The sequence below is a fragment of the Pseudomonas sp. Tn43 genome, from assembly GCF_014192635.1.
GTDB lineage: Bacteria > Pseudomonadota > Gammaproteobacteria > Pseudomonadales > Pseudomonadaceae > Aquipseudomonas.
Genome location: NZ_JACHYG010000007.1, coordinates 326,874 through 340,720 on the forward strand (window position 1 = coordinate 326,874; position 13,847 = coordinate 340,720).

At 59.9% G+C, this 13,847-nt stretch carries 12 protein-coding genes; 10 read left to right on the forward strand and 2 right to left on the reverse strand.

Translation table 11 applies throughout. The annotated features are described in order from the left end of the window. The first annotated feature begins 166 nt into the window (after positions 1 to 166). From FHW68_RS19840 to FHW68_RS19855, 4 genes are read left to right on the forward strand one after another with little or no spacing between them, the layout of a single operon-like run. On the forward strand, positions 167 to 637 hold the full coding sequence (locus tag FHW68_RS19840) for a (2Fe-2S)-binding protein (RefSeq protein WP_095634994.1): 471 nt from the start codon (positions 167 to 169) through the stop codon (positions 635 to 637). After that, positions 634 to 2,955 carry a xanthine dehydrogenase family protein molybdopterin-binding subunit gene (locus FHW68_RS19845; RefSeq protein WP_183682551.1) on the forward strand — a complete coding sequence of 774 codons (2,322 nt, stop codon included), beginning with the start codon at positions 634 to 636 and terminating at the stop codon, positions 2,953 to 2,955. Before FHW68_RS19840 ends, FHW68_RS19845 begins: the two co-directional genes overlap by 4 nt. Continuing rightward, entirely contained in the window at positions 2,955 to 3,938 is a 984-nt protein-coding gene (locus tag FHW68_RS19850; protein WP_183682554.1) for an XdhC family protein, read from the forward strand. The genes FHW68_RS19845 and FHW68_RS19850 overlap by 1 nt, the downstream gene beginning before the upstream one ends. Then, entirely contained in the window at positions 3,935 to 4,528 is a 594-nt protein-coding gene (locus FHW68_RS19855; RefSeq protein ID WP_095634895.1) for an NTP transferase domain-containing protein, read from the forward strand. Before FHW68_RS19850 ends, FHW68_RS19855 begins: the two co-directional genes overlap by 4 nt. A 195-nt stretch (positions 4,529 to 4,723) precedes the next feature. On the opposite strand, the gene rne is transcribed toward FHW68_RS19855, so the two are convergent. Beyond that, on the reverse strand, positions 4,724 to 7,882 hold the full coding sequence (rne, locus tag FHW68_RS19860; RefSeq protein WP_095634896.1) for a ribonuclease E: 3,159 nt from the start codon (positions 7,880 to 7,882) through the stop codon (positions 4,724 to 4,726). Between the two features lie 700 nt (positions 7,883 to 8,582). Between rne and rluC the strand changes: the two genes are divergently transcribed. Genes rluC through sppA form a run of 3 tightly spaced genes read left to right on the forward strand, consistent with a single transcriptional unit; the run spans position 8,583 to position 11,209 of the window. Beyond that, complete coding sequence (gene rluC / locus FHW68_RS19865; RefSeq protein WP_183682557.1) at positions 8,583 to 9,545, forward strand: 23S rRNA pseudouridine(955/2504/2580) synthase RluC; 963 nt, start codon at positions 8,583 to 8,585, stop codon at positions 9,543 to 9,545. Next, positions 9,532 to 10,194: an HAD-IA family hydrolase gene (locus FHW68_RS19870; RefSeq protein WP_183682560.1), complete on the forward strand. Its 663-nt coding sequence runs from the start codon at positions 9,532 to 9,534 to the stop codon at positions 10,192 to 10,194. Before rluC ends, FHW68_RS19870 begins: the two co-directional genes overlap by 14 nt. A 25-nt stretch (positions 10,195 to 10,219) precedes the next feature. Beyond that, a complete protein-coding gene (gene sppA / locus FHW68_RS19875) occupies positions 10,220 to 11,209 on the forward strand; it encodes a signal peptide peptidase SppA (protein WP_095634899.1) in 990 nt (329 codons plus the stop codon). A 150-nt stretch (positions 11,210 to 11,359) separates the two neighbouring features. On the opposite strand, the gene FHW68_RS19880 is transcribed toward sppA, so the two are convergent. Further along, on the reverse strand, positions 11,360 to 11,938 hold the full coding sequence (locus FHW68_RS19880) for a nucleoside triphosphate pyrophosphatase (protein WP_183682563.1): 579 nt from the start codon (positions 11,936 to 11,938) through the stop codon (positions 11,360 to 11,362). Positions 11,939 to 12,042: 104 nt separating this feature from the next. Here FHW68_RS19880 and FHW68_RS19885 point away from each other — a divergent pair, with 104 nt between their 5' ends. The 3 genes from FHW68_RS19885 to plsX are packed head-to-tail and all read left to right on the forward strand — an operon-like array spanning position 12,043 to position 13,781. Further along, entirely contained in the window at positions 12,043 to 12,570 is a 528-nt protein-coding gene (locus FHW68_RS19885) for a YceD family protein (protein ID WP_004371317.1), read from the forward strand. Positions 12,571 to 12,583: 13 nt separating this feature from the next. Continuing rightward, on the forward strand, positions 12,584 to 12,766 hold the full coding sequence (gene rpmF / locus FHW68_RS19890; RefSeq protein ID WP_003179396.1) for a 50S ribosomal protein L32: 183 nt from the start codon (positions 12,584 to 12,586) through the stop codon (positions 12,764 to 12,766). 4 nt (positions 12,767 to 12,770) lie between these two features. Continuing rightward, a complete protein-coding gene (gene plsX, locus FHW68_RS19895) occupies positions 12,771 to 13,781 on the forward strand; it encodes a phosphate acyltransferase PlsX (RefSeq protein ID WP_183682566.1) in 1,011 nt (336 codons plus the stop codon). Positions 13,782 to 13,847 lie beyond the last annotated feature (66 nt).

Consider the following 13,847-nt stretch of genomic DNA (forward strand, 5'->3'; position numbering starts at 1 on the left):
CACCTAACGATGCAAACATTTGCTCCACCAAAGGCCCGGTGCAGACGTTGCCGTCCGCATAAGAGAGCCCATTAGCCTGAGTCGATCGGCGTGAAGGAACCCACGCGGCAGATTGCTCGACCCCATAACTTCGAACTCTTTATGAGAAAAAATGGCGGGCGTGCCCATGATTACCCTGAAACTCAATGGAAAAGATCATCAACTTGATGTCACCGAGGACATGCCGCTGCTCTGGGCGATCCGTGACGTGGCCGGTTACAACGGCACCAAATTCGGTTGCGGCATGGGCTTGTGTGGCGCCTGCACCATTCATATCGACGGCGCGCCTGCGCGCAGTTGCATCACGCCGATTGGCTCGGTAGCCGGCCAGAACGTTACCACCATCGATAACCTGCACGCCGACCCGGTTGGCAAAGTCGTCCAGCAAGCCTGGCTCGACAGCGCGGTGGCTCAGTGCGGTTACTGCCAGGGTGGGCAGATCATGTCGGCCACGGCGTTGCTGAAAACCAATCCGAACCCTAGCGACGAGCAGATTGAAGAGGCGATGGTCGGCAACATTTGCCGATGCGGCACTTACAACCGGATCAAGACCGCCATCCGCCAGGCATCCACTCACCTGAAGGAGGCCAAGGCATGAGCCAGTTACCGAATGATTTTGCGCTGAGTAACCTCAGCCGCCGCGGCTTCCTCAAAGGCGTGGGCGCCACCAGTGCGCTGGTGCTCGCAGCCAGTTGGGGGTGGCAGGACGCGCTCGCTGGCGAAAAAGACAAGAAGTTCGGTGCCGACGGCATGCCCAACGGCTGGGTCGATGATCCCAAGGTTTATGTCAGCATTGCCGCCGATGGCAGCGTGACCGTGATCTGCAACCGCTCGGAAATGGGTCAGGGCGTGCGCACCAGCCTGACCATGGTCGTGGCCGATGAGCTGGACGCCGACTGGGCGCTGGTCAAAGTGCAACAGGCGCCGGGCGACGAAGTGCGTTTCGGCAATCAGGACACCGACGGCTCACGCAGCATGCGTCACTGGTACGAGCCGATGCGCCGTTGCGGGGCTGCCGCGCGGACCATGCTTGAGCAAGCCGCCGCCGCGCAATGGAAAGTGCCGGTTGGCGAGTGTCGTGCGCAACTGCATAAAGTCATTCACCAACCCACCGGTCGTGAGCTGGGCTACGGCGCATTGGCCGCAGCTGCCGGTGCACTGGCGGTGCCGGCCCGCGACAGCCTGCGGCTCAAGCAGCCCTCGGAGTTCCGTTACATCGGCAAGGAAGGCACAAAAGCCATCGACGGTGCGGACATCGTCAATGGTCGGGCAGTCTACGGCGCCGATGTGCATTTCGACGGCATGCTGTTCGCCACCGTCGCGCGGCCAGCGGTCTATGGCGGCAAGGTCAAATCCTTCGATGCCAGCGCCGCAATGAAAGTCCCGGGTGTCATCAAGGTTCTGCAAATCGAAAGCCGTCCATTGCCGTCCGAGTTTCAGCCTCTGGGTGGCGTGGCCGTGGTGGCCAGTAATACCTGGGCGGCGATCAAGGGCCGCGAGGCGCTGAAAATCGAGTGGGATGACGGCCCCAACGCCAGTTATGACTCAATCGCCTACCGCAAGAAGCTCGAAGCCGCGTCCCTCAAACCCGGCAAAGTGGTGCGCAATACCGGCAGCATTGACCAGGCCATGAGCAGCGCCGACAGCACCGTCGAAGCCTCTTACTACCTGCCGCACCTGGCGCAATCGCCCATGGAACCGATGGTCGCCATTGCCCGTTTCAAGGACGGCGTATGCGAAGCCTGGGCTCCAAGCCAGGCGCCACAAGTCAGTCGTGAACGGATCGGCGAGCGCCTGGGCATCCCATTCGATAACGTCACCTTGAATGTCACCTTGCTCGGCGGCGGGTTCGGTCGCAAATCCAAGCCGGACTTCATCATCGAAGCGGCGATCCTGGCCAAGGAGTTCCCGGGCAAGGCCGTGCGGGTGCAATGGACCCGTGAAGACGACATCCACAATTCCTATTTCCACACGGTGTCGGCCGAGTATCTGAAGGCCAGCCTGAACAAGGACGGCTTGCCGTCCGGCTGGTTGCACCGCACGGTGGCACCGAGTATCACCGCGCTGTTCGCGCCGGGCATGAACCATGAAGCGGCTTTCGAGCTGGGTATGGGCTTCACCAACATGGCTTATGCGATCCCTAACGTACGCCTGGAAAACCCCGAAGCGGCGGTTCACACGCGGGTCGGCTGGTTTCGCTCGGTGTCGAACATTCCCCACGGTTTTGCGATTCAGAGTTTTGTCGATGAACTGGCGCATAAGGCTGGCCAGGATCCGCTCAAGTATCAGATCAAGCTGCTCGGCCCGGACCGTCAGATCGATCCGCGCACCTTGAGTGAAGAGTGGAACTACGGCGAATCCCCCGAGCGTTATCCCATCGACACCGCACGGATGCGCACCGTGCTGGAAACCGCCGCCAAAGCGGCCGGTTGGGGGCGTGAGTTGCCCAAGGGGCGAGGCTTGGGGCTGGCGGTGCATTACAGCTTCGTCACGTATGTGGCGGCGGTGATCGAGGTTGAAGTCAAAGACGATGGTGCGTTGATCGTGCACAAGGCCGACATCGCCGTGGATTGCGGCCCGCAAATCAACCCCGAGCGTATTCGCTCGCAGTTCGAAGGTGCCTGTGTCATGGGCCTGGGCAACGCGGTGCTGGGGGAAATCAGCTTCAAGGATGGCAAGGTTCAGCAGGACAACTTCCACATGTACGAAGTGGCGCGCATGTCCCTGGCCCCGAAGGAAATCGCTGTGCATCTGGTCACGCCACCGGGCAATGTGCCCTTGGGCGGGGTCGGTGAGCCAGGCGTGCCGCCCATTGCGCCAGCGCTGTGCAACGCGATCTTCGCCGCCACCGGCAAGCGCATTCGTAATCTGCCGGTACGCTATCAGCTGCAAGGTTGGCAGAAGGCACAAGCCTGATGGACAGCGTCGATCTGAATGTCCTGCGCAGCGTGCTGGAATGGCGCCGCGCCGGTCAGCGGGTGATGTTGTACAGCGTGGTCCAGACCTGGGGCACCGCGCCCCGGGCACCTGGCGCCATGCTCGCCTTGCGTGAAGATGGCGTGGTGATTGGCTCGGTGTCCGGTGGCTGTGTCGAGGATGACCTGATTGCCCGACTCTACGATGGCCGTATCCCGGCCGAAGGGCCGCCGGTGCAATTGATTACCTACGGCGTCACCCGGGAGGAGGCCGCACGGTTTGGTTTGCCGTGCGGCGGCACATTGCGCCTGACCGAGGAGCGCGTCGGCGATCCGGCGTGGGTTGCCGAATTGCTGGCGCGCTGCGAAGCCCATGAAATCGTTGCGCGTGAGCTGAATCTGACCACCGGTGAAGTGATCCTGCAACCGGCGAGCAAGACCGATGCGCTGGTGTTTGACGGGCAAGCCTTGCGCGCCATTTATGGTCCGCGCTGGCGGCTGTTGCTGATTGGCGCGGGCCAACTGTCGCGCTACGTTGCCGAGATGGCGCGGCTGCTGGATTTCGAAGTGCTGATCTGCGATCCGCGCACCGAGTTCATCTACGGCTGGGAAGAGCAACACGGTCGTTTCGTCCCGGGCATGCCCGATGAAGCGGTGCTGACCATCCAGACCGACGAGCGCACAGCCATTGTCGCGCTGACCCACGATCCACGCCTGGATGACATGGCGCTGCTCACGGCGCTGGACTCCAAGGCATTTTATGTCGGTGCGCTGGGGTCGCGGGTCAACAGCCAGAAGCGCCGAGACAACCTGGCTCAGCTAGGCTTGTCACAACAGGCCATCGAGCGCTTGCACGGGCCGATCGGTTTGCACATCGGCAGCCATACACCGGCGGAAATCGCCTTGTCGCTGCTGGCTGAAATTGTGGCGATCAAAAACGGCGTCGAGCTGAAACACAAGAGGCCGTTGCAGGAGGGCGTATGAGCGACTCCATTGGCGTTATCGTTCTGGCCGCGGGGCAGGGCAGTCGGTTTCGACAGGTCGCGGGCGACGAAAAGGACAAGCTGCTGGTGGATTGCACCGCTCGTGACGGCGTTTCTGTGCATTCGATGATCGAGCAGGTGCTGGCAAATCTGCCAGCCACGCTTGAGAAGCGCCTACTGGTGACCACGGCGGATCGCCCGCAAGTGATTCGCATGGCTCAGGCCTATGGTTGCGAGGTTGTGCGGATCGAGTCGACCGGTCTGGGCGATAGCATTGCGGCGGGTGTGGCGGCGTGCAAACAACTCGATGGCTGGCTGATCGTACTGGGTGATATGCCGTTTATATTGCCATCCACCATTGAACAGGTTGTCGCCAATATTGCCGACGATGCCATCAGCGTGCCGGTGTATGAGGGGCAATATGGGCACCCGGTGGGATTCGGGCGAAGTTTTGGTCCGGGATTGATGGCATTGACCGGCGATCACGGCGCCAAGTCGCTGTTTGCACAGGCGAGGCTGGTCGAGGTGGCGGTGAACGATCCCGGGGTGCTGTGGGATGTGGATGTGCCAGAGGCGTTGGTCTTTGCCTGATGGATGATCGTTCCCACGCTCTGCGTGGGAATGCAGCCCGGGACACTCCGCGTCCCAAGCGGACGCAGAGCGTCCATTGAGGCATTCCCACGCAGAGCGTGGGAACGATCCACAACGCGGTCCCGCTGCTTCTCTGCACACATAAAAAAAGCCCCGCCTGGATCACCAGGCGGGGCTTTTTAGTGGCCGATGAAATCAGGCGAGGGGTTTAGGCTCGTGCTCTTTTTCCAGGGCTTGCTCGTGTTGCTCTACCGCTTCCTGAACGGAGCGCGGTGCTTCGTCGATCGCCGATTCAACCGGTTCGGCAGCGACTTCAGCGGCCGGGGCAGGGGCTGCCTCGACAACTTCAGCAACAACCGGGGCTGGCTCGGCAGCGGCCGGAGCAGCAGCGGCAGCCAGTTCGGCTTCCTTCTGCAGACGCTCCTCTTCACGCTTGCGACGACGTACTTCACGCGGGTCGTTCGGAGCACGGCCACTTGGGGTCAGAGCGCTGACGGGGGCGGCTTCAGCCACCGGTGCAGCCTCTTGGGCAACAACTGGCGCTTCAACAACCGCAGGAGCAGGCTCGGCAGCAGCAACCGGCGCCTCAGCGACTGGCGCTGGAGCTTCGACCGCTACAGGTGGCTCGGCAACCCAGTTGAACGTGGTTTGCTCTTCGCGAACTTCACGTACCGGTTCAGCCACTGGCGCTTCAACCACAGGCTCTGCGGATGGAGCAGGCTCGGCAGCAACGGTTGGCTCAGCTTCAACTTGAGATTGGGCTTCACGAACCGGCGCCACTTCGATTTCCGGAGAGGCAGTGACTTCTACCGGCGTGGTCGCTTCAACAACTGGCGCTTCAACCGGAGCAGCTTCCTGTGTGGCGGCAGTGGCACGTTCGGCTTGCTCGTTGGCTTGTGCTTCAGCAGGCGCGCTGATCACGGAGCTGGCAACGGCGGCGGTCACCGCCAGGCCGGCGGCCAGATCGGCAGCGCTTGGCGCTTCGGCATTTTCCGCCGATTCGGACTCTTCCGAACCTTCGATCACATTGCCGTTGGCATCGCGTTGACGCTCACGACGGTTGCTGCGACGACGCTGGCCACGGGAACGGCGGCGAGGACGATCGCCTTCGGCAACTTCCTGACCGTCTTCCTGCAGTTGCTCTTCATTGCTGGTCAACTCTTCTTCAGCAACGGCAGCCGCTTGCTCGGTACGTGGCTGACGTTCTTCACGGGGTGGGCGTGGAGCGCGTTCTTCACGTGGCTGACGGGCTGGACGCTCTTCAGCGTTGGCGGCCGCGGCCGGAGCGGCATCCAGAGGTTCGCGCAATTCACGAACCGGACGTTCTTCACGCTCGCCACGTGGCTTGCGATCTTCACGCGGGGCACGCGGTGCACGTTCTTCACGAGGGGCGCGTGGTGCGCGCTCTTCGCGCGGAGCGCGTTCCTGGGCGACTGCTGGCGCTTCTTCGCGGGCTTCACGTGGCTCACGTGGTGCGCGTTCTTCACGCGGTGCGCGTTCCTCGCGAGGCTTGCGCTCTTCGTCGCGGCGACCATTACGATTGCGGCTCTGCTGCCGGCCGTTACGGCGCTCTTCATTGCGAGCAGGGCGTTCAATGGCTGGCTTTTCAACCACAACCGGCGCAACAGGCTCTTCCTTGGTGGCAAACAGGCTGACCAGCGATTTCACCAGGCCTTTGAACAGGCTTGGCTCTGGGGCGACGACCGGTGCCGCCACTGGAGCAGCGGCGACCTCGGTCGGAACCGGAGCGTTGGCGCGGGCCGGAGCCGTCTTGACCGCGGCTTCCTGGCGAACCAGAGTGCGGGTCGCGGCGGCTGGCTGGACTTCTTCGACCTCGGCGGCGGCGGCGGCGATTTCGTAGCTGGACTGGTTGATGCTGGCTTCCGGGCTGTCATCGCGCAGACGCTGAACTTCGAAGTGCGGCGTTTCGAGGTGATCGTTCGGCAGAATGACGATACGGGCACGGGTGCGCAGTTCGATCTTGGTGATCGAGTTGCGCTTTTCGTTGAGCAGGAACGCAGCCACTGGAATCGGCACTTGTGCGCGAACTTCAGCGGTACGGTCTTTCAGGGCTTCTTCTTCGATCAGGCGCAGGATCGCCAGCGACAGCGATTCAACGTCACGGATGATGCCGGTGCCGTTGCAACGCGGGCAGACGATGCCGCTGCTTTCGCCCAGCGATGGACGCAGGCGCTGACGGGACATCTCCAGCAGGCCGAAGCGCGAGATGCGACCGACTTGCACGCGAGCGCGGTCGGCTTCCAGGCATTCGCGGACTTTCTCTTCCACGGCGCGCTGGTTCTTGGCCGGGGTCATGTCGATGAAGTCGATGACGATCAGGCCGCCAATGTCACGCAGGCGCAACTGACGGGCGATTTCTTCGGCGGCTTCAAGGTTGGTCTGCAGGGCGGTTTCTTCGATGTCGCTGCCTTTGGTGGCGCGCGCCGAGTTGATGTCGATGGACACCAGGGCTTCGGTCGGATCGATAACGATGGAGCCGCCGGAAGGCAGTTCGACAACGCGCTGGAAGGCGGTTTCGATCTGGCTTTCGATCTGGAAACGGTTGAACAGCGGAACGCTGTCTTCGTACAGTTTGATTTTGCTGGCGTACTGCGGCATCACCTGGCGAATGAAAGTCAGGGCTTCGTCCTGGGCTTCAACGCTGTCGATCAGCACTTCGCCGATGTCCTGGCGCAGGTAATCACGGATGGCGCGGATGATCACGTTGCTTTCCTGATAGATCAGGAAGGGCGCGGAGCGGTCCAGCGAAGCTTCTTTGATGGCGGTCCACAGTTGCAGCAGGTAATCGAGGTCCCACTGCATTTCTTCGCTGCTGCGGCCAAGGCCGGCAGTGCGAACGATCAGGCCCATGTCGGCCGGGGCAACCAGACCATTCAGGGCTTCACGCAGTTCGTTGCGCTCTTCACCTTCGATACGACGGGAGATACCGCCGGCACGCGGGTTGTTCGGCATCAGCACCAGGTAACGACCGGCCAGGCTGATGAAGGTGGTCAGGGCGGCGCCCTTGTTGCCACGTTCTTCTTTTTCAACCTGAACGATGACTTCCTGGCCTTCGCTCAGGACGTCCTTGATGTTGACGCGGCCTTCGGGGGCTTTCTTGAAGTATTCGCGGGAGATTTCTTTGAGGGGCAGGAAGCCGTGGCGCTCGGAGCCGAAATCGACAAAGGCAGCCTCAAGGCTTGGTTCGATGCGAGTAATCCGGCCTTTATAGATGTTGGCCTTCTTCTGCTCGCGTGCACCGGATTCGATGTCCAGGTCGTAGAGGCGCTGGCCATCTACCAGTGCAACACGCAACTCTTCGGGTTGCGTTGCGTTAATCAGCATTCTTTTCATGTAGTACCGTCGGTTTCCGGGCTGCCGGAAACGGCGTTCGGCACACACGACTTCTCACGGTCGGTGTCAGGTGCGTCAGGAGTGGTTGGCCACTCCAGTGTCTAGCGAACCCCGACCAATTGGGTCGGTGTCGCGACGTACGCGTCCTGCTTGCTGTGGCTACTTAAGCACTCAGTCAGGAGGAGGAATCAACCGGCGGCTGTGGACGAGATGAAGCGTCTTGATAAAGCCTATTGCTACACAGTCCAGCGGTTGTGCATCTCCACCCTACACGTATCCCTGATAATTCGGGTGCTGCCGCGCGCAGAATCCGCAGCGGGTTGGCATTTACCGTGAGCTCCGAAAGGGGAGGTCACGCATCATGGCTAATTTAGGCGGTGTTTCCGAAGCGTTCGCTCGGGGTCGCTCGCAGCTGACTGCACTTTGTGAACTGGCCGTGAATATTTGCTCGGAAGGCGAGTGAAAACTCTGCTTTGCGGCATGATTCAGGCCTTATGTCACCTGCGCTCGTTACAACTGCAAACTCTGCCGTTACGTAGCGAAAGCCCCGTAGGACGGCCTCTCGTCCTCGTGAATTGCGTTGGTCAGGGCCGGTTTTTAACCGTTGGTCCGCTGTCCAGGCCACTTTTGGCGGCGTTCGCGACTATAGCAGCAATGATTAAGTGCTTCAATTCCATAAAAAATTGTTATCATCCGCGCCATGACGACTACTGCCCCTTCGACCCCAGCCGTACAACTGCTGGAGGTCTCGCCGGAATATGCCGGCCAACGTATTGATAACTTCCTTCTCGCTCGGCTCAAAGGCGTGCCCAAGACCTTGATTTACCGCATATTGCGCAAAGGCGAAGTGCGGGTGAACAAAGGTCGGATCAAGCCCGAATACAAGCTGCAGGCGGGCGATATCGTGCGCGTGCCACCGGTTCGTGTGCCTGAGCGCGACGAACCTGTGCCGTTGGCGCAAGGGCTGCTGCAACGGCTCGAAGCCTCGATTGTCTACGAAGACAAGGCGCTGATCGTGATCAACAAGCCCGCTGGCATCGCGGTTCACGGTGGCAGCGGCTTGAATTACGGTGTGATCGAAGCCTTTCGCCAGTTACGTCCCGATGCAAAAGAACTTGAGCTGGTTCACCGCCTCGACCGGGACACGTCCGGCCTGCTGATGATCGCCAAAAAGCGCAGCATGTTGCGTCATTTGCACGCCGCGCTGCGTGGTGATGGCGTCGACAAGCGCTATATGGCGCTGGTGCGCGGCAACTGGGCGACCTCGATCAAGCAAGTCCGTGCGCCGTTGGGCAAGAGCAATCTGCGCTCCGGCGAGCGCATGGTTGAAGTGGATGAGGACGAGGGCAAGGAGTCTGTCACCGTGTTCAAGGTCCTGCGTCGTTTTGGCGACTTTGCCACTATGGTCGAGGCCAAGCCGATCACGGGTCGCACTCACCAGATTCGCGTCCATACTCTGCATGCCGGACATTGCATCGCGGGTGACACCAAGTACGGCGATGAGGGGTTCAGCAAAGAGATTCGTGATCTGGGCGGCAAACGTCTGTTTCTGCACGCCTACATGCTGACAGTGCCACTGCCCGATGGCGGTGAGCTCAAGTTGCAGGCGCCGGTCGACGAAATGTGGGCTAAAACCGTGGAGCGCTTGAGTGCACCCTATTGATTACAAGCTGCTGATTTTTGATTGGGACGGTACGCTCGCTGACTCCATTGGTCGGATTGTCGAAGCGATGCACGTCGCATCCGAGCGGTCCGGTTTTCAATTGCGCGATGATTCTGCCGTCAAAGGCATTATCGGTCTGGGCTTGCCGGAAGCGATTCGCACTCTGTATCCCGAGATTGGCGACATCGAACTGGTAGCGTTCCGTCAGCACTATGCGGATCACTACATTGCGGCGGAGGCCGTGCCTTCCCCGTTGTTTGAGGGGGTTGTCGAGTCTCTCGAAGCGTTTCGTGCCGAGGGGTATCATCTGGCAGTAGCGACCGGCAAGGCTCGTCGTGGGCTGGATCGGGTGCTGAAGTCTCACGGCTGGGAAGATTATTTCGATATTACCCGTGCCGCTGACGAAACTGCCAGCAAGCCCCATCCGCTGATGCTTGAGCAGATTCTCGCCCATTGCGAGGTTCGTCCGGAGCAGGCGCTGATGGTTGGCGATTCGTCGTTCGATCTGCAGATGGCGCGCAACGCGGGCATGGATTCGGTAGCGGTCAGCTATGGCGCTCAATCAATCGACGCCTTGAAGCTATTTGAGCCGAAACTGGCCATCGATCGTTTTTCAGAGTTGCGCGCCTGGCTGAGTCAGCGGGTTTAATGGGTTTTTCTGCTGGGGTGATGGCATGACCGACGAATGGAAAGCGCCCGCCAAGGCGAGCGCGGAAACGGGTGACGAGAAAAGCTGGAAGCTGCTGGAAAAAACCTTGCTCGCTGGTGTGCAGGAACAGCGCCGGTCCCGTCGTTGGGGGATATTCTTCAAGTCGCTGACCTTTCTGTACCTGTTCGGCTTGTTGATTCTGTTATCGCCGATGATGAGCATCGAGAAAGGCGCCGCCCTCGGCTCTGGCTACACGGCGCTGATCGATATAACGGGCATGATTGCCGATAAAGAACCGGCCAGTGCCGACAATATTGTCGGCAGTCTGCGTGCGGCCTTCGAGGACAAGAAGGTCAAGGGCGTGATTCTGCGAATCAACAGCCCGGGCGGCAGTCCGGTGCAGTCGGGTTATGTCTATGACGAGATCCGTCGTTTGCGCGGCCTGCATCCAGATACCAAGGTTTATGCGGTGATCTCGGATCTGGGCGCTTCCGGTGCCTATTACATCGCTAGCGCCGCGGATCAGATCTACGCCGACAAGGCGAGCCTGGTGGGTTCCATTGGTGTGACTGCGGCCGGCTACGGTTTTGTCGGGACCATGGAGAAGTTGGGGGTGGAGCGTCGTACCTACACCTCGGGGGAACACAAGTCATTCCTCGATCCGTTCCAGCCGCAGAAGCCCGCGGAAATACAATTCTGGCAGAGCGTGCTTGATACCACTCATCAGCAGTTCATCAATAGCGTCAAGCAGGGCCGTGGTGATCGCCTGAAAGATAAAGAGCATCCGGAATTGTTTTCCGGGCTGATCTGGTCGGGTGAACAGGCGCTGTCGCTGGGCTTGATCGATGGTCTGGGCAGTGCCAGTTCGGTTGCCCGTGATGTGATCGGCGAGAAAGAGCTGGTGGATTTCACTGTCGAGGAATCGCCGTTCGATCGCTTCTCGAAAAAGCTCGGTGCCAGCGTGGCTGAGCATTTGGCAATGTGGATGGGCTTTCAGGGGCCGGCATTGCGCTGATCTTCTTGCTGCGTAAAAAAAAACCGGCTTTTTGCCGGTTTTTTTACAGTCAAAAGATCGCAGCCTCGTTTCACTCGACAGCTCCTACAAGGGAATACGCATTTCAATGTAGGAGTTGTCGAGTGAAACGAGGCTGCGATCTGTTGACCTTTAAGGTATCTGCACGCCTTCGGTCAGCAACATGTCCACCAGGCGAATCAACGGCAAGCCGATCAGGCTGGTGGCGTCAGGGCCATCGGTGCTTTTAAACAGGCTCACCCCCAAACCTTCGGCCTTGAAGCTGCCAGCGCAGTCATAGGGCTGTTCAGCATGCAAGTAACGTTCAATGCGCGCTGCGTCGAGCGTGCGCATGTGTACGGTAAAGGGCACGCAGTCGACCTGGCAGTGGCCGGTCTGGCTGTTGAGCAGTGCCAGGCCGGTCAGGAAGGTCACGCTGGCGCCGCTGGATGCCAGGAGCTGTTCGCGGGCCTTTTCGAAGGTGTGGGGCTTGCCGATGATCCGCTCGCCGAGTACAGCGACCTGGTCCGAGCCGATGATCAAGTGGGCAGGATGGCGGTCTGCAAGTGCGCGGGCTTTTTCTTCGGCCAGGCGCTTTACCAGGTCCACGGCTGACTCGTCCGGGCGATGACTTTCGTCGATATCCGGCGAGCTGCACGTGAACGGCAATCGCAAACGGGCCAGCAATTGCCGGCGATAGGCCGAGCTTGAAGCGAGTAATAAAGGCAGCATGCGCATCTCCAAAGGGCAGGGGCGAATTCTAGCGCAGGCTCAAGTGACGGGCAGGGCTGAATTTCCTTTGACATGGCTGGGGGCATCCCTATAATGCTGCGCCTATGTTGAATGACCCGATTCCACCTCACGTTGACCCGCGCAAATTGGCTGACCGTGGCACCACCCTTCAAGGTGAACTGCTGCTGGCCGATTTGGAGAGACTCTGCGACCCGCTTTCCGATACTGTCGGTACGGTGCAGGCTAAATTCGTTTTTGAACGAGATGAACGTAAATCTGTGGTAATTCACAGCTTTATCGACACCGAAGTCAAAATGGTTTGCCAGCGTTGTCTTGAGCTGGTCACCCTGCCGATCCATAGCGAATGCAGTTATGCTGTGGTGAAGGAGGGTGCGAATACCCAGTCGTTGCCGAAAGGTTATGACGTGCTGGAACTGGGCGAAGATCCTTTGGATCTGCAGTCACTGATCGAGGAGGAGCTTCTGCTCGCCTTGCCCATTGTGCCTGCTCATCATCCGGAAGAATGCCAGCAGCCGGCGGGTCTCGATGAGCCCGAACCGAGCGAGGACGAGGTAACGCGGTCCAACCCGTTCAGTGTATTGGCGCAGTTAAAGCGTGACCCAAACGTTTAGGAGTTAATCAATTATGGCTGTTCAGCAGAACAAAAAATCCCGCTCTGCCCGTGACATGCGTCGTTCGCACGACGCTCTCGAGGCTAGCACCCTGTCTGTAGAAAAAACCACCGGTGAAGTTCACCTGCGTCACCACGTATCGCCAGAAGGCGTATACCGTGGCCGTAAAGTGATCGACAAGGGCGCTGACGAGTAATCACTTGTCCGCTCAAGTCATCGCGATTGACGCAATGGGCGGGGACTTCGGTCCCCGCAGCATTGTTCAGGCCAGCCTCGCTTGCCTGTCTGCTACACCCTCGCTGCACCTGACCCTCGTCGGTCAATCCTCCCTTCTTGAAGAATTGCTCGCCAGCCACTCGGCTGTGGATCGCGCGCGCCTGTCGATTACGCCGGCGTCCGAAGTCATCACCATGGATGAAAAGCCTGCCCAGGCCTTGCGCGGCAAGCCCGATTCGTCGATGCGCGTGGCGCTGGAGTTGCTGCGCGACGGCAAAGTCCAGGCCTGCGTCAGTGCCGGCAATACCGGCGCGTTGATGGCGTTGTCGCGGTTTGTGCTGAAGACGTTGCCGGGCATTGATCGGCCGGCAATGATCGCGGCCATTCCGACGCAGAAGGGCTATTGCCAGTTGCTCGATCTGGGTGCCAACGTCGATTGCAGTGCCGAGCACTTGTTGCAGTTTGCAGTGATGGGCTCGGTTGCGGCAGAAACCCTGGGTATTGTTCGCCCGAAGGTTGCATTGCTGAACATCGGCACTGAAGACATCAAGGGCAATCAGCAGGTCAAGCTGGCGGCTACGTTGTTGCAGAGTGCTCGTGGCATCAACTACATCGGATTCGTCGAAGGTGACGGCTTGTACCGTGGCGAGGCGGATGTGGTGGTGTGTGATGGCTTTGTGGGCAATATCCTGCTCAAGTCCAGCGAAGGCCTGGCGACCATGATTGCCGGACGCATCGAGGCGTTATTCAAGAAAAATTTCGCCTCCAAAGTGGTGGGTGCGCTGGCGCTGCCGCTGATGAAACGCTTGCAGGCTGAGCTGGCGCCGGCGCGACATAACGGCGCAAGTTTCCTCGGTTTGCAGGGAATTGTCGTGAAAAGCCACGGTTCGGCGGGGGTGCAGGGTTTTCAGAGTGCGATTCAACGGGCGCTGATCGAGATCCAGGAAAACCTGCCGGAACGGCTTCATGGGCGCCTGGAAGATTTGTTGCCTTAGGCGTTTTCGTCGGACAATGCTTAAATGTGACCGCTCAGTTCAATGGGCCATCCAACTGTGAGTTTC